The following is a 20,387-nucleotide window of genomic DNA, read 5'->3' as shown; positions in this document are numbered from 1 at the left end:
ATATGACAAAAAAATGGGGTTGAAAATTCACTAAACGTAAAAGAAATTTGATTTTCTAGTTATTCTGATTTTTACACGAGTTTTAGACTTGTTATATATATTGTATCAATATGTCAATTAAATTATAAATTAGATATGAAAATAAGTTACAAGTTTTTAAGCATTATACTGATTTCAATAATAATTTACAGCTGTAATGAATCTAAAATTATTAAGAGAAAAGAAATCAAACTTGAAGTATTTTTAAATGGATTTTTCGAAAGCAACCCTAATTGGAATCAAAATGATATTATTCATAAAGAGATAAATGAAAAGTTTAAAATAGAGATACAAAATCAAATTGAAAACGGGATTCTCGAGGATTTCCCACTTGAACTGGGGGAAATAAATGAGTATGAAAAAGGGAAATATGCCGCTATATTCATTTCGCATTATATCAAAAGTGATTCTTTGGATTTTAATAATATTTTACAAAATACAAATTTTGATATAATTGGTCTGATATCTCCAGAGAAAATTAAAATGATTCAGAATGGGAAAACCTATTTGGTTAAAGGAAAATTTAAAAAATTTTTAAAAGGGGATTTTAAAAATTATGTAAATGGAATGGTCTATACTCCTTCTGTAGAAGTTTCTGAAGATATCCTTAGTAAGGATAGAAAAGTAGCCGATTTAGGAATTATTTTGATGGAAATAAAGGAAATTGTAGAAACGAGAAAATTATAAAAAGCCACTCGCCCATCTCCCTAACCCCAAAACCATTCATCATTTATTGCCCAGTATCATCGGGGAAAATCCCTAGTTTAAGCTGTTTTTGTAAATTATAATCCCCCTAAATAACCATGACTACTTTACTCATTTTTGGAATCATTGGCATCGTGCTGATATTCTTTAGTTTAGTGACTGTCCAACAAGGTAATATTGCCGTTATATCCATGTTTGGTAAGTACCAGCGCATCCTTCATCCAGGTTTGAACTTTAAAATTCCGCTGATAGAAAGTGTCTACAAAGTCATTTCTATCCAAAATCGCTCCATAGAATTGGAATTTCAGGCGATCACCATTGACCAAGCCAATGTGTACTTTAAATCCATGTTGCTGTATTCGGTCATCAACCAAGAAGAAGAAACCATCAAAAATGTGGCCTATAAATTCATTGATGCCCAAAGCCTCATGCAAACTTTGGTCAGAACGGTAGAAGGCTCCATTCGTTCCTTTGTGGCCACTAAACGTCAAAGTGAAATCTTAAGTTTACGCAAGGAAATTGTTTCTTATGTGAAAGACCAAATCGACCAAGTCATGGAAGAATGGGGCTATCACTTACAAGATTTACAATTAAATGACATCACTTTTGACGAGGTCATTCTAAAATCCATGAGCCAAGTCGTAGCTTCCAATAACTTAAAAGCCGCTGCTGAAAATGAAGGTCAAGCCCTATTGATTACCAAAACTAAAGCGGCTGAGGCAGAAGGTAATGCCATCAAAATTTCTGCCAATGCGGAGCGAGAAGCAGCTCAATTGCGTGGTCAAGGTGTTGCCCTTTTCCGTCAAGAAGTAGCCAAAGGGATGACGGATGCCGCCCGAGAAATGCAGCAGGCAAATTTAGATACTTCGGTGATTTTGTTTTCCATGTGGACGGAAGCCATCAAACAATTTGGAGAGCAGTCGAACGGAAACGTGATTTTCTTAGATGGTTCTGCCGATAATATGCAAAGAACCATGCAGCAAATGATGAGTGTCAACCAGTTGCAAACTATCAAACAAAACAAAAAGAAAGAGAGTTAATACGCTCTTTCTTTTCGCTATTTCACCGATAAAACATGTGCCAAATGATGGTCGCAATGCCAAGCGTAGATACCCAAGGCTCGGTCTAATGGATAGGTAATGCCTCTTTCTGGGTTGATATAGGCCTTTTTCCAATCAGATTCTTGTAAGGTGTTTAATAAATACACCCAACGTAAGTGAACGTATTTGATTCCTTCCAAGGACCATTCGATGGGAGCTTCGTTACCATCTGGTAAATTCGCCCAATCTGCTTCTGAGTATGGTTTGATGATAGGATTTTCTTCCGTTAGCGCCAATTTGAATCGAATAAATGAATTCATGTGGCTGTCATTGACGTGATGAATCACTTGACGCGCTGTCCATCCACCAAGACGGTAATGTTTCGCTAAGGTTTCATCCGACATGCTAGCTACTGCTTGTTTTAGTTTTTCTGGAAATTCAGCTAATGTCTGTATCCAAGCTTTTCGAATTTCTGGAGTGATCGTTTCAGGAGCTGCAAATTTTCCAATGGGATATTGCAATGGGTTGATTTCCATAAGATTAAGCCGTTTTAATGTTGGTGTAAAACTCCGTAATTTCCTGTGCTAATTGATGCGTTTGTGCGATCAATGGATGTACTCCTTTGGAGATAGATTCCAGCATTTCTGCAGCAGAATCTTTGTTCCATTGAGCAATATTGATTGTAATCAAAATTTCCCCTTCTTCTAAAATAACAGGTGTTTGAACCTGAAAAGCTTGTTTGCCTGAAGCTGATAAAGCATGCGCTTGTTTTTTTACTGCTTCAAAACTGGCTTCTAGTTCAGTCGAATTATTTCCTCTAATTTCTAAGATAATTTTCTCTTGTTGTCTTTGTGCCTCTAGTTCTGATTTGATTTCCGAATCCAGTGCTTCCAACTGCTTGCGAATGGCATGGTAATTCTTACCTGTGCGCATTCTCTCTCGTAAGGATTGACGAATGAAATAAGTGATCGAATCGGTTATTGTCAAACCAATTTCGGCCATTTGTTTGAAAATCAATGAGCTAGGCGACATGCCCGGAATGGTATTCGGGTCATGTAAAACCACGACACCATCATCAGACAAGAACCCATCAATTCGGGTACATACCCCAAAGCCTAAATCATTGAATGCCTGACAAACCATTTTTTGGATTTGCTGCAAGTCAGCTAAGCTAGCATCCATAGGAATGCGTTTGCGCGTAGCTTTCGATTTGTATTTGGCATTGAAATCAAACACTTCTACGGATTCATCGATGACAATTTCGGTAGGAGGTAAGGCAACGGTTCGTCCTTTGGGACTTTGAATGACGCCGCAACTGAATTCATTTCCATGGACAAAAGATTCCAATAAAATGGCATCTTCCGAATGGATAGAATGTATGCTTGCCTTGGTGACACTTAATTTGAAATACTCTTGCAAACTGGCGAGTAAATCGGCAGGATGCTGATAGTTTTGGTGATTAAATCGAACAGGGAAACCTATTCCTTCGTCTAGGTTCACCATTTTTTGTAATAAAACTAATTTATCTTCTTCCGTCAAATTCAACCAATCTTCTCGGTAAATCTCTTGGATAAATAAGCATTTCTTGATGGCATTGTCGAAATCCTCCAAAGAGTCTTTTTTGACAAAGGCTAAACCAATGGAAGAGCCTTGGTGGGGAGCTTTGGCTACAAAAGGAATACCAATTTCTTTTTTTACTTGTTCAAAAAGTGTTTCTCTACCGTATTTCTCGTAGTCTTCTCGCTGAAGGACAAAGTACTTTTTGTCCAATCCAACACTCTTTTTTAGCCAATCATTTTGTTTGGCTTTGTCGATACCAATGGAAGACCCCAATAATCCAGGTCCTGAATAAGGCATGCCAAACCATTCCAATAATCCTTGAATACTGCCATCTTCAGCAGCAGGCCCATGCATGGCTAGGAATGCAAAATCAAAGTACTGAGAGAATTCATGAGGCTGTATAAGCTGCCCAATTTCCGAAATAATTTGTTGGTATGCTGGTTGCGATAAATCCCTCAAAGATTCAATATACACCGAGAAAATATCGTCTTGAAATCGTTTAGGAGGGAAAAAATCCCGAATAGAGCTGGCATGAATCAGTTCTTCTTGGATCAAAATGAAATTCCCCAAACTATCCACAAAAACAGGTACAGGCTGAAAAAGGGCTTTATTGATGTGTGCCATGGCAGTTTTTCCACCAGCAAAACTAATTTCACGTTCACGAGCCGGCCCCCCAAAAAATATACCAATGCGCATCATGCAACTTAAGATTGTACGGTTTGACTTAACTCTTCTACGAATGTGATTTCGGGAACTTCTCGGCGAATGGCCTCTTCTACACCGGCTTTAAATGTCATGGCAGACATGTTGCAAGACTTGCAGGCACCTAGTAAATTAAGCTTTAGGCGATTGTCTTCCGTAATCTCAATGATTTCCACATTTCCACCGTCGGCAATGAGGTAGGGCCGTATGGAATCAAGGGCTGCTTGTACTTTCGAGTATAGAGGATGGTTTTCCATGGATTATTGACGTGGCGTAGAAGCGTTTCTAATAGCAATTTGTTGGGCTAAATTAGCGGCAATGGTCGCAAATGCCGTGGCACTTGGACCTTCTGTGGCTGCAATAGGCTTTCCTTCATCCCCCGCTTCACGGATGGCTTGAATTAAAGGAACTTCTCCTAAGAAGGGTACTTTATATTTTTCTGCCAATTTTTTACCTCCATCTTTACCAAATAAATAATACTTATTATCAGGTAATTCAGCCGGTGTAAAATAGGCCATATTTTCTACTAAACCTAAAATGGGTACATTGATGCCTGCTTGGTTGAAAAATTGCAAACCTTTGGTGGCATCCGAAAGGGCTACTTTTTGTGGCGTGGTAACAATCACCGCACCTGTCAATTTAATCAATTGCACCAAGGTTAAGTGAATGTCAGAAGTTCCTGGAGGAAGGTCAATCAATAAATAATCTAGTTCATCCCAGTTCGTATCTCCAAAAAACTGGCGTAAAGCCTGAGTCATCATGGGACCTCGCCAAGGCACCGGACTATCACTAGGGGCTAAGAAGCCCATGGAAATCATCTTAATGCCATATTGCATGATGGGTTGAATACGGTTTTTACCGTTAACCTCTTGAACCAATGGCTGTAATTCCTCCGCACCGAACATCACAGGTATGGAGGGTCCTGAAATATCTGCATCTAAAATTCCGACCTTAGCACCGCTTTGTTTTAATGCCATAGCCAGGTTGGCCGTTACCGTTGATTTACCTACTCCTCCTTTACCAGAAGCTATAGCAATCACATTTTTTACACCGGGAATCAATGGGTCGGAAGAAGTTAAACTAGTCACTTCTGCCGTCATGTTGATGGTTATTTTTAGGTCAGGATGCACCAAACGGTGGATCGCTTCCTCACAATCTTGTCTGATTTTTTCTTTTAAAGGGCAGGCAGGAGTAGTTAACACTACGGTGAAACGAACTTCACCAATGCCTAATTCCACATCTTTAATCATGCCCAAAGTGACCAAATCTTTTTTCAAATCGGGTTCTTGAACGGTACTTAAGGCACCTAAAATGATTTCTTTACTTACGCTTAATTCTCCCATGAATGCTTTATCTCTATCAAACCTCAAATATAAGGTATTTTCACCTTTGTTTGCCTTTCAAAATTAACTAATTGATAAAATTCGAGCTTGGATGGCTTGTACTATTTTGCTCGTATCATAGCTGAGGGAAGGGCTTGAAAATTCGATTTTATATTGTTCTAAACTTTGTACATAAAGTGCTTTTTTGGCTGGGTGAAATTGATGATGTATGGTTTGGAATGCGGCTTTCCATTTTTTCTCAATGCTCAATAATTCCTTACTGAAATAGCTTTCTGTGAATTTTTGCCAAATGTATTCCTCTGCCATGTCATTGGGATGAATCATGTCAGCAGCATAAAATCGATAATCACGTAATTCATCCATCATGATTTCATAAGCAGGGAAATAGTCTACTTGAGGATGCTTATTTTTCAAGGCTTCAGCGGCCAAACGAAGCAGGGCTTTTGAGACAGCATTTTCTGGTATGCCGTCTTTGGTATGGCGGACTGGGGAAACTGTCAATATGATGCGGAGCTCAGGGTTTTTCTTGCTTATTTTTTGAATAAACTCCTGGTAAGGGGTGATGATTTCATCCAGGGTGGATATTCGTTTTTCAAAGGAATTTGCCGCTTGTTTATGGCAATTGGCAATGGGTCTTTTTAATTTTTTATCCCAATAGTAATAGGCTGTTCCCCAAGTAATGAGTAAAAACTGGCTTTGGCCCAAGCTTTTTTTAACGATCTGTTGTCGCTGCTGAATCAGCTCCATCAAATCAGAAGGGTCAGTGGCACATAGACTAGAATGATAATCTGGGTGTAACCATATTCCCTGCTGATTGACTAATTCTATCGGAGAAAGCTTGTCTGTTTGAAGGGCTTTTAGGATAGCATTAGGATGAAAAAGAGTTCCAAAAGGTTGGTTGATGATATTTATAGGTAAATTTTCCATCCTTTTGCCCATGTTTTCGGCAAAGCATGAGCCTATACTGAGTGCTTGCGTATCAGGCTCCCATTTATGGGAGGATTCTGGGATGGAAAATGAAGTAGTAAACAGCATGAATGATTATTGCTTTTGTACCCAACGATCCATTTTAGCCTCTAACACCTCTAAGGGCATATTACCGTCCTTAAGTATTTCATCATGAAATTTCGCTAGATTAAATTTATCCGCCAATTGGGTTTTAGCTTTTTCTCTAATTTCTCGGATTTTTAAGGCGCCTATTTTATAGCTTAAAGCTTGAGCTGGAATGACCATATAACGTTCTATTTCTGCTGTAGCGCCTTGCATACTGATCTGTTCATTCGCCATCATGTAGTCAATCGCTTCTTCTCGAGTCATTTTTTTAGCATGAATTCCAACATCTACTACTAGTCGGATAGCTCGGTGCATTTCATCTCCTAAAGCACCCATGTACTGATAAGGGTCTGTATAAAGGCCTAATTCTTTTCCTAGACTTTCGGTATACAAGGCCCATCCTTCTGCATAAGCTGAATTGCCCCCAAATCTTCGGTATTTAGGGATTGATTTATTTTCTTGTTGTAAACTAATTTGATAGTGATGACCAGGAATGGCTTCGTGTAAAAATAAGCTTTCCATCCCACTGGAGTAGTTGAAATTTTTGGCATCTAATATGGGAACATAAAAGATACCTGGACGAGTCCCATCTTCTGAACCTGCGAAATATTCGGCACTAGCGCTGGCGGCTCTGAATGCTTCAGTTTGCCTGATTTCAAAGGGCGTCTTAGGTTTGTTAGCAAACATTTCCATCAATTTAGGCTCCATTTTTTTATGAATAGCATGGAAGGCAGCCAATACTTCTTCTGGTTTTTGGTATGGATAAAATTTTGGATCATTTTTCATGTACTCAAAAAATGCAGGTAAATCGCCTTTGAACCCAACGGTGTTTTTGATTCGAATCATTTCAGATTGAATACGTTTGACTTCCTTCAAACCCATTTGGTAGATTTCTTCCGCAGGTTTTTTTGTTGTGGTCATTGTTTCAATCAAATAGGTATAATAAGCTTGCCCGTCTGGCACTTCACTGATCCCAGCGCTTGTTCGAGCTACAGGCAAATATTCCTTTTTTAAGAATGCTGCTATTCTTTCGTAGGCGGGAATTACTTGATTTTGAATGACTAAGGTATAAGCTGCCGTTAACCTTTTTTTATCTTCAGCTGAGAAGTTTTTGGGAAGATTGGTAATAGGTCCATAAAAGGTACTTTTAGTGATGTCTTTGGTCGCAAAGGATTCCAATTGACCAATCATTTTTTCCACTAAAATTTTAGGCAATACAAATTTGTTGGCCATTCCCTTTCTAAAATAGGTTTGAGTGCTATCTAAATAAACAGCGCCTAATTCCATTCTTTTCAGCCAATTATCATAATCTTTCACGTTCTTGAACGGCTGTATGACAGAGCCGCTGCCTAATTGTGCGAAAATTAAATGGAAGCTATAAAATTGATTTAGTGGTATGTAGTTATCTTTAAAGCCCAATCCCTTCAAGTTTAGGTTTAATTCTCGTTTCAGAATATCAAAGGTGAGTTGATCATTATCATTCAATGTTTCACGATCAATTCCCTCCAGTTGTACTAATGTTTTTTGATAAAGGTCTTTTAGTTTGGCACGGTGACTGTCTGTGAAATCAAAAGTTAATTGATCATTGTAACGATTGTCGCCGTTTACCGTGGCATTGACAGGGTTTAGTTTTAGTTGATCTTCATAGTATGTATCAACTAATTTTCCAAGGGCATCATGGCTGGGCATCGTTGCCGTATTTTCTTTGTTTTGGCAGCCCCAAAATAGGAACAATGCCAGTAAAGTGATTAATTTTTTCATTGAATTATGGTTTATTTTTTTTGATTACTTTATTGTTTATTGGCCCAGCGATCCATTTTTTCTGATAGTAGATCTAATGGTAAGCGCCCATCTTTTAGGAGTTCATCATGAAATTGACTGAGGTTGAATTTTTTACCCAGTTTTTTCTCGATGCGCGCTCTAATTTCTTTGATTTTCAATTCACCAATTTTGTAGGAAAGGGCTTGTCCTGTATAGGTCATATAGCGCTCAATTTCGGCGGTGGCTTTTTGAAGACTAATGGGTTCATTGGCCATCATGTATTCAATCGCTTCTTCTCGGCTCATGTTTTTGGAATGGATACCGGTATCCACTACCAAACGAATGGCACGGTGAATTTCGTGTCCTAAAGCTCCCATATATTGGTATGGATCAGTATATAAACCTAAGTCTTTCCCTAGACTTTCTGCATATAAACCCCAGCCTTCACCATAAGCAGCATTGAATCCAAAGCGGCGAAAGGCTGGGATGCTGGCATTTTCTCTTTGCAAGCTCACTTGATAATGGTGGCCTGGAATGGCTTCATGGAGGAATAAGCTTTCCATCCCACTATTGTTGAATTTAGTAGCATCCAAAATAGGCACATAAAAAATGCCCGGTCTAGATCCATCCGCTAAACCCGGATTGTATTGAGCAGCGGCACTGGCAGCACGGAAAGCCTCGGTTGCTCGCACCTCAAATCGGGTTTTAGGGATCACACCAAACATGCCTTTTACCTTATTTTCCATTCTCCGATAAATGGCATAAAAGCCCTCAATAACCTCAGCTTCCGTTTTGAAAGGCATAAATTGTGGATCGTTTTCTATAAAATGAAAGAATGCTTTTAGGTCGCCAGAAAAGCCCACCGACTTTTTGGTTTTTTCCATCTCTTCTTGAATGCGTTTCACTTCTTTCAGTCCTATGGCATGGATTTCGTTGGCCGACATGTTGGTCGTGGTCATTTGTCGGATTTTGTATTGATAAAACCTTGCAGCATTGGGTAGTCCTTGTGCACCAGATGTAGCACGGGCTTTCGGTAAATATTCGTTTTTGATAAAAACAGCTAATCGACGGTAGGCAGGAATGATTTCCTGCTGAATAATGGATGAATAGGATGTAATAAATTGATTTTTTTCTGCTGGGCTAAAACTCGCTGGGAAGTTTTTCAAAGGTCCATAAAAAGTACTTTGGGTGATATCTGATTTGTCAAAGGATTCTAATTGTCCGATTAATTTAAGGACCAAAGCTTTGGGCAAAACATAATTTGCCTTTAACCCTTTTTTGAAATAGACGATACTACTGTCTAAACAAGCGGCGCCTAAATGCATTCTTTTTTCCCAATTGGCATAGTCTTTGACGGTTTTAAAGGGTTGAACAACCGATCCAGAGCCTAATTGGGCAAAGGTTAAATGAAATCCTTGAAATTGATTGAGAGGGATGTGATTTTCTGGGAATGTTAATCCTTCTAGGTTTAGTTCCAGCGCATTTTTTAGAATTTCATAACTCAGTCGGTCGTTTTCATTCAAGTCCTTTACTGGGATACTTTTTAAGCTGGCTAAAGTCTTTAGCGAAAATGCTTTTTGTTTAGCCCGATAATCGTCCGTAAAATCAAAAGTCAATTGATCATTGAATCGATTATCTCCATTTTGAGTGGCGGAAATGGGATTCATTTGAATTTGATTTTCATAGAATGAATCTGTCAATTGGTTTAAAGCAACATTAGGAGCCTGAGCTAAAGATTGAAAACAGACTAAAGTTGTTAGGGAAAGGAAGAGGAAATATTTTTTCATGTTGCTGATGGAAGGATTGGTAAGCTGAAACCAAAGAAATGAATCAATTTTGATATTACGAATTAAAATCAAGCCATTTGATTAGCAATATATTCATTTTTGGAAGAATTTAAGGTAGGATTTAAACCTGTTTATGGACTAATTTCAATCTTCAATAGTATTTTTCAGCGGTAGTTTTGAATTCGTCTTGGTTTCTATTTCGAATCTGCCTGAAATCAATAACTTTGCGATTTGCATTTATTCATACAAATTAAAGGATATGTCGGAACTAGGAGCGGAGCGTGCACGATTAAAAACTCGGAATGATAATAAAGGTTGGAAGAAGTGGGGACCATATTTAACAGAAAGACAATGGGGTACGGTACGTGAGGATTATTCAGCTCATGGAAATGCTTGGGACTCCATCACTCACGACATGGCGCGTTCCAAAGCCTACCGTTGGGGGGAGGAAGGTATAGGAGGAATCTCTGATAATAAGCAGCATGTTTGCTTTGCTTTTTCCTTTTGGAACCATAAAGATCATATTTTAAAGGAACGTTTTTTTGGTCTAACTGGTGGGGAATCTAACCACGGGGAGGATGTGAAAGAATTGTATTATTACGAGGATTCTACCCCAACGCATTCCTATATGCGCATGAGCTATAAGTACCCTCATCAAGCTTTTCCTTATCAAAAACTGATTGATGAAAGTAAAAAGAGGACACGTTTAGAGCCTGAATACGAGTTATTGGATACGGGTATTTTTGATCGAAATGAATATTTTGATATCAAAATGGAGTATGCCAAAGGGGATGAACAAGATATATTAATTCAAGTAACCGTAGAAAATAGAGCGAAAGTAGCTGCTCCCATTACGGTTTTGCCAACCATTTGGTATCGAAATACGTGGTGTTGGGGCTATGAGAATTACAAATACAAACCCTTATTGACGGGTGTTGGACATTCTTTTATCGAAGTGGATCATCGGGCAGTGGGTCGTTTTAAGCTGTATGCGGAGAATGCCGATGAGTTTTTATTTTGTGATAATGAAACCAATTTCCGTCGCTTGCATGATTCTCCCAATTTGAGTCATTTTGTGAAAGATGGAATCAATGATTATATCGTCAATAAGGCCAAGAATACCATCAATCCTAATAATATAGGAAGTAAGGCGGCCGTTCGTTTTTCGGCAAAAATCCCTGCTGGGGGTAAAAAGGTATTTCGACTACGATTGACGAGCCAATCCATGCATCATCCTTTTGAAGATTTTGATGCTGTTTATTCAGCCAGAATTAAGGAAGCCAATGACTTTTATGATGATATGCATGGCAATGTGAAGGAGGAAAAGTTGCGTGATATTCAACGTCAATCCTATTCAGGTATGCTTTGGACGAAGCAATGGTATTATTATAATGTATTTGAATGGATCAAGGGAGATCCTTCCATGCCACCACCTCATCCGAGTAGAAAGGTGGGGAGGAATAGTACTTGGCGACATATGTATGCGGCCAATATTTTATCTATGCCAGATAAATGGGAGTATCCTTGGTTTGCGGCCTGGGATTTGGCATTTCATACCTTGCCATTGGCTAGGTTAGATCCAGATTTTGCGAAACGTCAATTGGCGGTTATCCTGCGGGAATACTACATGCATCCCAATGGTCAAATTCCAGCCTATGAATGGTCATTTTCGGATGTTAATCCGCCAGTACATGCTTGGGCGACCTGGAAAGTGTATGAGATTGATAAGCAGATGAATGGAGGCAAGGGTGACCTTACCTTTTTGGAAAGAATATTCCATAAACTTTTGTTGAACTTCACATGGTGGGTAAACCTGAAGGATGAAGGAGGAAATAATATTTTTGGTGGAGGTTTTCTGGGGATGGATAATATCGGGGTTTTTGACCGTTCCTCGACCTTGCCTACGGGGGGGCACTTGGAGCAAGCAGATGGGACGGGATGGATGGCGATGTATAGTTTAAATATGCTCCGCATAGCCTGTGAAATTTCTATTGAAAAGCCTGTGTATCAAGACATGGCTTCCAAATTTTTTGAGCACTTTTTGCACATTGCAGGAGCGATGCAGACCATTGGAGGAGATAAATTGAATTTGTGGGATGAGGATGATCAGTTCTACTATGATATGTTGCACAAAGAAGATGGCAGCCTGATGTTGTTGAAATTGCGTTCCATGGTGGGCTTGATTCCTTTGTTTGCGGTGGAGGTATTGACTTCTGATATGTTGGAAAAACTGCCTCAGTTTAAAAGAAGGGTGGAATGGGTATTGAATAACCGACCGGATTTGGCCAATTTGATTTCTCGTTGGTATGAACCTGGCAAAGGAGAAAGTCGATTATTGTCGATTTTGCGGGGTCATCGGATGAAAATGATCATGAAGCGGATGTTTGATGAAACGGAGTTTTTATCCGATTTTGGCATTCGTACTTTGTCTAAATACCATCAAGAACACCCGTATAAATTCATTTATGATGGAGGAACGATTCAGGTGAATTATGATCCAGCGGAATCGACAGGAGATATGTTTGGTGGAAATTCCAATTGGCGAGGTCCTATTTGGTTCCCGATGAATTTCTTGATTATTGATTCTTTAAGAAAGTTCTCCGATTATTATGGAACGGATTATGAAGTCGAGTTTCCTACGAACTCTGGCGTGATGGTCAATATCAAGGATGCGGCAGAGGGTGTTTCTAAGCGTTTATTGGATTTATTTATTCCGAATAAAGAAGGTAGGATACCGATGTATGGTACTTATGAAAAGATGCAGGAGGACGAGAATTTTAGGGATTCTATGTTGTTTTTTGAGTATTTCGATGGAGATACAGGAAAAGGTTTAGGAGCCAGTCATCAGACAGGATGGACAGGATTAATTTCAGAAATAATACATCAATTATATGGATAAGCGTACACCAGAAGAAAATTTTGCTGCCTTGAATTTGGCATTACCACCAGCACCAAGCCCATTGGGTGTTTATAAGCCAGGGCTTCAAATGGGCGAATTATATTATGTTTCCGGTCACGGACCTGTTCAAACCAATGGTCAGTTGATTATTGGTCGGATAGGTGATGCATTCACGATGGAAGAGGGGAAACAGGCAGCTCAACAGGTTGGATTGACTATTTTGGCCACATTAAAGGCACAATTAGGGAGTTTGGATCGAGTAAAACGGGTAGTGAAGGTGCTGGGTATGGTCAATTGTACTTCCGATTTTGAGCGTCATCCCTATATCATCAATGGATGTAGCGAGTTATTTGCTAAGGTATGGGGAGAGGAAATGGGGATTGGTGTTCGTAGCGCAGTGGGGATGGGCACTTTGCCTGATAATATACCTGTGGAAATAGAGGCCTTGTTTGAATTACATCAATAAACTGATTTTTATTATCAGTTTAGATTTGTCAACTTTGTCAAAGTTGACAAATCTAGGGGGAAAACGGTAATTGAATGAATCGGAAGGAGTTGTACGCAATAGGCTTTAATCGCTCAAAACCAATCCCTTAACCTAGATCCACCAAGCTCATTCTTTCAATCATTACTTAGAAATCTCCAACATGGCTTTCAAGGCTTTATAAGCTGGAATTCGAATTTCTTCACTCAAATGAATCTCGGGAAGTTCATAATACAAGGCATTGTACAATTTTTCCAAGGTATTCATTTTCATATAAGGACATTCGCTGCAAGCACAAGAGTTTTGCTCATTGGCAGGAGCGGGAATTAAATGCTTATTCGGGACAGCCTTCTTCATTTTATGTAAAATACCTGCTTCTGTGGCTACAATGAAGGTTTGTCGGTCTGATTTTTCTACATAATTCAACAGTGCTGTTGTACTCCCCACATAATCAGCTTCCCGCAAAATCATCTCTTTACATTCAGGATGGGCAATCAATAATGCATCTGGGAACTCTATGCGCAATTGCTTCAATTTGTCGAGCGAGATATCAATATGCACCATACAAGCGCCTTCCCACAAAATCAATTCTCGCCCTGTTTTATGGGCTACGTATCTTCCCAAATTCGCATCTGGGGCAAAAATGATTTCCTGATCTTTGGGAATAGATTCTACCACTTGTATAGCATTGGATGACGTACAAATAATGTCCGTCATAGCTTTAATTTCGGCAGAGCAATTGATATAACTCACTACCACGGCATTCGGATGCTTGGCTTTTAATGCAGCGAATTCTTCTACAGGTACCGAATCAGCTAAGGAACAGCCTGCATTGAAGTCAGGAACTACGACTTTTTTACTTGGATTTAAAATCTTGGCAGTTTCCCCCATGAAATGAACTCCACAAAAAACGATTAAATCGGCCGTTGTTTTTTCAGCAGCTTGAGACAAACCTAAGCTATCTCCCACAAAATCAGCCAATTCTTGAATTTCCCCATCCACATAGTAATGAGCCAAAATCACGGCATTTTTTTCTGCTTTTAATTTTTTGATGGCTTCAATCAATTCGGGTCCCTTGGGTGCGGATCTACTGATATAACCAACTTCTGCTGCTTCTTCCTTTAAATTCATGCTTTTTTTGCTTTTAAGCTAAGATCTAAACTCTTGATTTGATGGGTTAGTGCTCCCATGGATATATAATCAACGCCCGTTTCGCCATAGGCTCGCAACGTTTTTTCTGTAATTCCTCCAGAAGCTTCAGTAATGAATCTTCCATTGATTTTTCGAATCGCATCTCGGAGACGATCCGGACTGAAGTTATCCAACATGATACGTTGCACCCCTCCAATCGCCAGTACCTCGTCTAATTCCGACTCATTTCTAACTTCGATTTCAATGGCCAATCCCAATTGATGCTTTTGGTTATAGGCAATCGCTTGTTCTAATGCCACTTTGATTCCACCTGCATAATCTACATGGTTATCTTTAATCAAGATCATATCATATAGCGCAAAACGGTGATTCACGGCTCCTCCTATTTTACAAGCCCATTTTTCAGCTATTCTGAAATTGGGTGTTGTTTTGCGCGTATCCAATAATTGACTGCGCGTACCTTCCAGTAGGTTTACCATACGTTTGGTATAGGTAGCTATTCCCGACATTCTTTGCATGCAGTTTAAGACTAAACGCTCGGCTTTTAGAATCGATTGAGCATTTCCTTGTACTTCTAATACGATTTGCCCATGCTGGATACTTGCCCCATCTGTCATAAAGGTTTGCACTTGTAAAGATGGATCAACTTCTTCAAATATCTGAAGAGCCATTTCTACGCCTGCTAAAATACCTTCATCCTTGACCAATAATTGAGCTTTTCCTTGGGCATCTTGATTCACTGTGGCCAAAGAAGTATAATCTCCTGGGCCAACATCCTCCTTCAAGGCTGCTTGAATAAAGGAATGAATGTGAATAGGATCCAGGTATGCCAACATGCTCATGGGTTTTGATTGGCAAATTTACAAATTTTAATCTTATCCTGCGGGAAATGGAATTGTAAAAAAAATATCCTATTTTTGCTCCCCATCATGCAAAAGAAGGTCAACTTTTTTCAATTGTTTTTATTCCTACCGGTCTTATTTTGGTTGGTAGCGAATCCTATTTCTCTGTTTTCTGCAGAAAATAAAGTCGTAAAAACGGATAAAAAGTATCCAGCAAGCAAAAAAGAGTCAATTCCTGAAACGATTGTAAAAGCTGAACAACCTGTATATCAGGTTAGTAGTAATTTGCAATTGGATTTTCCAACGGATTGGGCCTTTCAGCAAATCAGTATTCCTAGTTTTCAGGAAACCCTACATGCCTTTAAATTACCTATTACTCTGCCACGTGCTCAAATACTGAGCATACTATTTACCCAATTTATAGCCACTCTGGCCCCTTGAGAATTGTCTGAAAATTTGGACAATTATATTCTTATTTTATTTCATTTTTAATTTACAATCATGCGTTACAAAAGTGCCATTATATGGCTGTCTACGATTATTTCAGCCCTATGTATCTTTTTCCTTTCCTTTACTTGGAAAGCGAATCAATTACGAGATCAAGCAATTTCTTATGCGACTACCAAAGACGGTAAGTATGATCCAGCCAAACGTTTACATTTCATTGATTCTCTTTGGAAGCAACCTGTTTATTTAGGTTATACGTTTCAAGAAGTGACTCAATATGCCTTACAAAAAGGTCTTGACTTAGAAGGAGGTTTGCATGCCGTATTGGAAGTTTCACCGGATGAAATTTTACGTGCACTTTCAGGAAAGAGTAATGACCCAACCTTTGAGAAGGCCATTGCAGAAGCCACTAAGCAACAAGTAAATTCAACTCTCCCTTTCAATGAGTTGTTTTATGCTGCTTTTGCTAAAATTGCTCCTAACCAAAGTTTAGCATCTGTTTTTGCTAACTCGGTTAACCGTGGTAAAATCAGTTCTACATCATCGGATTCTCAAGTGAAAAAAGTCATTAATTCGGAAATTGATGGTGCTGTGGATCGTGTGTATAAAATTATTCAAGCACGTATTGACAAATTTGGTGTAGCTAACCCGAATATTCAACGTTTGCCAGGTTCTAACCGTATTCAGGTAGAATTACCAGGTGTGGATAATCCAGAGCGTGCTCGCAAATTATTATCAGGAGCAGCTAAATTGGAGTTTATTGAGTGCTATGAATTGAACGAATACGGGGCTGGCTTAAATGCACTAGGAGCTTTATTAGAGCAAGAAACAAAAGCACCTGTGGCAGCAGCTAGCACCCCTGCAGCAGCAAGTAAAGATACTTCAGCTAATGCATTGGCTTCACAATTAACATCTGCTCCTAAAGCGGATTCTGGAAAAGCGAAGGCTGATACCGCAGCAGGAAATGCTTTAACCAAATTATTTGTTCAAATGGGAAATGGTGTTGGTGTGTATCGTAAAGATACCGCTCGTGTGAATGCTTTATTCCGTCGTGCAGAGGTTAAAAGTTTCTTCCCAGCTAATTTAACATTTGCTTGGTCTGCTAAAGGTACTCCTGCTACCAATGGAGATGAAATTTTGAGTTTAGAAGCCTTGAAAAAAGGAGAAGGACAATCTGCTCCATTAGAAGGAGATGTGATTACGGATGCAGCTCAAGATTTTGATCAAACAGGTCGTGCGGAAGTAACCATGTCCATGAATGGAACAGGTGCTCGTATTTGGAAAAACTTAACTGGCGCTAATGTGGGCCGTCGTATTGCCATCGTTTTAGATGGTTATGTATATTCTGCACCAGTGATTAATGGGGAGATTCCTGGTGGGCGTTCTTCCATCTCAGGAAACTTTACAGTAGAAGAAGCAAAAGACTTAGCCAATGTATTGAAAGCAGGTAAATTACCAGCTCCAACCCGTATTGTGGAAGATGCATTTATAGGTCCATCTTTAGGAAATGAAGCAATTGACCAAGGGTATTTATCCATGGTATTAGGTTTATTGTTGGTGATCATCTTCATGGTGGGTTATTATGGTACTCCAGGTTGGATGGCTAACTTATCCTTGTTCTTCAACTTATTCTTCATTGCAGGAGTGTTGGTTCAAATCCAAGCTTCCTTGACTTTACCAGGTATTGCCGGTATCGTGTTGACTTTAGGTATGGCAGTAGATGCTAACGTGTTGATCAATGAGCGTATTCGAGAAGAATTGCGAAAAGGCAAAGGCTTGTTAGAAGCTATTAACTTAGGTTATGAGAAAGCATTAAGTGCGATTTTGGATGGTAACATTACTACGGTTTTAGTGGGTGTTATTTTGATTATTTTCGGTTCAGGTTCTGTCAAAGGATTTGGAGTAACACTTTGTATTGGTTTGGTTACTTCGGTATTTACTGCGGTATACTTATCGCATATTTTCATCGATTGGATGGCTAAACGTGCGATTAAAGCAGGTAAAGAAAAAGAAATGACTTTTGAGACCTTTATTTCAAAGGACTTATTTAGAGGCATGAATTTTGATTTCATCGGAAAGCGTAAATATTCATACTGGATTTCATGGGGTTTAATTACGGCTGGAGCTATAGTCTTGTTTATGCAAGGTGGATTCAACTTAGGTGTTGACTTCAAAGGAGGCCGTTCTTATGTAGTTGAGTTCTCTAAGCCGGTAGAAGCAGGTTCAGTGAAAGAAGCATTGAAAGATGATTTCAATGGTGTTGGTTCAGAAGTAAAGACCTATAATGGTCAAACTAAATTGAAGGTGACTACTTCTTATTTGGTTGAAGATGAATCTATCCAAGCGAATCAAACGGTGAGAACTGCTTTGGAAAAGGGATTGAGCGAGTTTTCCGCAAGCAATCCTAAGATTTTATCTGAATCTAAAGTTGGGGCAACGGTAGCGGATGATATTTTGACTCAATCATTTATGTCTATTTTCTATGCATTGATCGCCATCTTCGTTTACATCTTGATACGTTTCCGCAAATGGCAGTACTCGTTAGGAGGTATCATCGCCTTGTTACACGATACTTTAGTCGTATTAGGTATGGTCGGTATCGTTCGTTTGTTTGGATTTGAATTGGAGGTAGACCAAGTATTCATTGCGGCGATTTTGACAGTTATTGGTTATTCCATCAATGATACCGTGGTTGTATTTGACCGTATTCGTGAGGAAATTGGGGTAAACCCTGATATGGGTAATAAGCCATTGATGATTAAAACCATCAATGAATCCATTAACCATACGATGTCGCGTACGGTAATGACAGCTACCACCGTATTCTTAGTAGTAACAGTCTTGTTATTCTTCGGTGGGGAAGTATTAAGAGGTTTCTCTTTCGCCATGTTTATTGGTGTTGTATTTGGTGCATATTCTTCTATATTTGTAGCTGCACCTATTGTAATCGACTTAGGTACGTCGAAAAAAGAAAAGAAATAAATTCATTAGGCCGGTGCAAAAAATGCACCGGCTTTTTAATGATTTCCATTTAAAAATTTGATGCTATGAGCAACAGTATTTGGAGAAAGAAACCGTTGGAAGCCTATGCTGCTGATGTAAAAAACAATCAATTAAAACGTGTTCTTGGAAAATGGGCTTTGACCTCCTTAGGTATTGGAGCCGTTATTGGTGGAGGTATTTTTACCTTAACGGGAATTGCTGCCCATGATTGGGCTGGTCCAGCTTTGGCATTATCCTTTGTGATGGCAGGTGTTGCCTGTACGTTTGCAGCATTATGTTATGCTGAATTTGCTTCGATTTTGCCTGTAGAGGGCTCTGCTTATGCCTATTCATATGGTACAGTGGGGGAATTTTTTGCTTGGTTCATAGGTTGGAACCTGATATTGGAATACATGATGGGAGCTACTACGGTGGCTGTGGCCTGGTCTGGGTACTTTGAAAAACTATTACATCTCTTCAACATTAACTTACCGATTTATCTCACCAATGACCCTATTACGGCAGCAGAAAAAGCTGAAAAGCTTCGTGCAGCTGGAGAAGTGGTACCCGATTTTGCTTTTGCTTTTAATTTACCCGCTTTCTTAATTGTTTGGGGAGTTACTTGGGTATTAGTGAAAGGGATCAAAGAAGCTGCTAGCACCAATAACTTAATCGTTATTATGAAAGTGGCAGCCGTTATTTTTGTTATTGTCGTGGGTGCTTTTTATGTGGATACCGCAAATTGGCATCCATTTATTCCAGAAGCAGTGATTGATGATTCAGGAGCTCAGCATTATGGATTCAATGGTGTGGTTACAGCTGCAAGTATTATTTTCTTTGCCTACATCGGTTTTGATGCAGTTTCTACGCAAGCAGGAGAGGCCATCAATCCAACCAAAGATATTCCATTTGCCATTATTGCTTCTTTATTGATTTGTACCTTATTGTACATTTTGGTATCCTTGGTATTAACAGGTATGGTGAAATATGATACTTTGGATTTGAAAGCACCAGTAGCTTCCGCCTTTGAAGGTGCCGGTTTACCAATCGCCATGTACATTGTTACTATAGCAGCTACAGCAGGCTTAACTTCGGTGATGCTGGTGATGATGTTATCTCAAACACGCATCTTTTTGGGTATGGCCAAAGACGGTTTATTACCAAAAGGATTATTTGGTGCGATTCACCCGAAATTCAAAACACCTTGGAAAAGTACGATTTTCGTAGGAGGAATTGTTTCTGTCGTTTCGGCGCTAACTCCTATTGATAAAGTGTCAGAAATGTGTAGTTCGGGAACCTTGTTAGCCTTCGCTATGATTTGCGGAGCGGTATGGTTATTGCGTGTTCGCGAGCCTAATATTGAACGCCCTTTCCGTGCTCCATGGTTGCCATTTGTGGCCACTGCGGGTATCTTGTGTAACCTGTATTTGATGTGGGGATTACGCACCGAAACCAAATTGTCTTTTTTAATTTGGGGAACTTTGGGTATCATCGTTTACTTTGCTTACAGTAGAAAGCATAGTAATTTGAATCAAAAGAACTAAGTCATTTGACAGGTAATATTTGGCACCCCAATTGGGTGCCATTTTTT

Annotated in this window: 16 protein-coding genes; 7 read left to right on the top strand and 9 right to left on the bottom strand. The window is 39.3% G+C overall.

Annotated elements, in window-relative coordinates:
- Nucleotides 1-135: 135 nt before the first annotated feature.
- Entirely contained in the window at nucleotides 136-726 is a 591-nt protein-coding gene (locus tag EWU23_RS12085; RefSeq protein ID WP_166232543.1) for a hypothetical protein, read from the top strand.
- A gap of 116 nt (nucleotides 727-842) precedes the next feature.
- Entirely contained in the window at nucleotides 843-1,784 is a 942-nt protein-coding gene (locus EWU23_RS12080) for an SPFH domain-containing protein (protein WP_166232541.1), read from the top strand.
- Between the two features lie 17 nt (nucleotides 1,785-1,801).
- On the opposite strand, the gene EWU23_RS12075 is transcribed toward EWU23_RS12080, so the two are convergent.
- The 7 genes from EWU23_RS12075 to EWU23_RS12045 all read right to left on the bottom strand — a co-directional run bounded on the left by EWU23_RS12075 (nucleotide 1,802) and on the right by EWU23_RS12045 (nucleotide 9,990).
- Nucleotides 1,802-2,320: a YfiT family bacillithiol transferase gene (locus EWU23_RS12075; protein ID WP_166232539.1), complete on the bottom strand. Its 519-nt coding sequence runs from the start codon at nucleotides 2,318-2,320 to the stop codon at nucleotides 1,802-1,804.
- A 4-nt stretch (nucleotides 2,321-2,324) separates the two neighbouring features.
- A complete protein-coding gene (locus tag EWU23_RS12070; RefSeq protein WP_166232537.1) occupies nucleotides 2,325-4,043 on the bottom strand; it encodes a D-alanine--D-alanine ligase family protein in 1,719 nt (572 codons plus the stop codon).
- A gap of 5 nt (nucleotides 4,044-4,048) precedes the next feature.
- The gene (locus EWU23_RS12065) at nucleotides 4,049-4,303 is read right to left on the bottom strand and encodes a NifU family protein (RefSeq protein WP_166232535.1); all 255 of its coding nucleotides are present in this window, start codon (nucleotides 4,301-4,303) and stop codon (nucleotides 4,049-4,051) included.
- A gap of 3 nt (nucleotides 4,304-4,306) precedes the next feature.
- A complete protein-coding gene (locus EWU23_RS12060; RefSeq protein ID WP_166232533.1) occupies nucleotides 4,307-5,389 on the bottom strand; it encodes an Mrp/NBP35 family ATP-binding protein in 1,083 nt (360 codons plus the stop codon).
- Between the two features lie 63 nt (nucleotides 5,390-5,452).
- Nucleotides 5,453-6,424 carry a GSCFA domain-containing protein gene (locus EWU23_RS12055; RefSeq protein WP_166232531.1) on the bottom strand — a complete coding sequence of 324 codons (972 nt, stop codon included), beginning with the start codon at nucleotides 6,422-6,424 and terminating at the stop codon, nucleotides 5,453-5,455.
- A 6-nt stretch (nucleotides 6,425-6,430) separates the two neighbouring features.
- Entirely contained in the window at nucleotides 6,431-8,203 is a 1,773-nt protein-coding gene (locus EWU23_RS12050) for a DUF885 domain-containing protein (protein ID WP_166232529.1), read from the bottom strand.
- A 29-nt stretch (nucleotides 8,204-8,232) separates the two neighbouring features.
- The gene (locus EWU23_RS12045; RefSeq protein ID WP_166232527.1) at nucleotides 8,233-9,990 is read right to left on the bottom strand and encodes a DUF885 domain-containing protein; all 1,758 of its coding nucleotides are present in this window, start codon (nucleotides 9,988-9,990) and stop codon (nucleotides 8,233-8,235) included.
- Nucleotides 9,991-10,249: 259 nt separating this feature from the next.
- Here EWU23_RS12045 and EWU23_RS12040 point away from each other — a divergent pair, with 259 nt between their 5' ends.
- Nucleotides 10,250-12,889: an MGH1-like glycoside hydrolase domain-containing protein gene (locus EWU23_RS12040; protein ID WP_166232525.1), complete on the top strand. Its 2,640-nt coding sequence runs from the start codon at nucleotides 10,250-10,252 to the stop codon at nucleotides 12,887-12,889.
- Nucleotides 12,882-13,355 (top strand): RidA family protein, encoded by a 474-nt coding sequence (locus tag EWU23_RS12035; protein WP_166232523.1) that lies wholly within the window; start codon nucleotides 12,882-12,884, stop codon nucleotides 13,353-13,355. The genes EWU23_RS12040 and EWU23_RS12035 overlap by 8 nt, the downstream gene beginning before the upstream one ends.
- A gap of 162 nt (nucleotides 13,356-13,517) precedes the next feature.
- Here EWU23_RS12035 and nadA read toward each other — a convergent pair whose 3' ends face one another.
- The gene (gene nadA / locus EWU23_RS12030) at nucleotides 13,518-14,504 is read right to left on the bottom strand and encodes a quinolinate synthase NadA (RefSeq protein ID WP_166232521.1); all 987 of its coding nucleotides are present in this window, start codon (nucleotides 14,502-14,504) and stop codon (nucleotides 13,518-13,520) included.
- The gene (gene nadC / locus EWU23_RS12025; protein WP_205753175.1) at nucleotides 14,501-15,361 is read right to left on the bottom strand and encodes a carboxylating nicotinate-nucleotide diphosphorylase; all 861 of its coding nucleotides are present in this window, start codon (nucleotides 15,359-15,361) and stop codon (nucleotides 14,501-14,503) included. Before nadC ends, nadA begins: the two co-directional genes overlap by 4 nt.
- A 93-nt stretch (nucleotides 15,362-15,454) precedes the next feature.
- Between nadC and EWU23_RS12020 the strand changes: the two genes are divergently transcribed.
- The 3 genes from EWU23_RS12020 (at nucleotide 15,455) to EWU23_RS12010 (ending at nucleotide 20,340) form a co-directional block, all read left to right on the top strand.
- Nucleotides 15,455-15,808, top strand: coding sequence for a hypothetical protein (locus EWU23_RS12020; protein WP_166232519.1), 354 nt, complete (start codon nucleotides 15,455-15,457; stop codon nucleotides 15,806-15,808).
- 60 nt (nucleotides 15,809-15,868) lie between these two features.
- Entirely contained in the window at nucleotides 15,869-18,796 is a 2,928-nt protein-coding gene (gene secDF, locus EWU23_RS12015) for a protein translocase subunit SecDF (protein WP_166232517.1), read from the top strand.
- Between the two features lie 65 nt (nucleotides 18,797-18,861).
- The gene (locus EWU23_RS12010) at nucleotides 18,862-20,340 is read left to right on the top strand and encodes an APC family permease (protein ID WP_166232515.1); all 1,479 of its coding nucleotides are present in this window, start codon (nucleotides 18,862-18,864) and stop codon (nucleotides 20,338-20,340) included.
- The last annotated feature ends 47 nt before the right edge of the window (nucleotides 20,341-20,387 follow it).

The organism is Aquirufa beregesia (assembly GCF_011090385.1).
In the GTDB taxonomy this organism is placed as follows: domain Bacteria; phylum Bacteroidota; class Bacteroidia; order Cytophagales; family Spirosomataceae; genus Aquirufa; species Aquirufa beregesia.
Note: the sequence above shows the minus strand (reverse complement) of the source record. Positions and strands in the feature narration are given on the sequence as shown.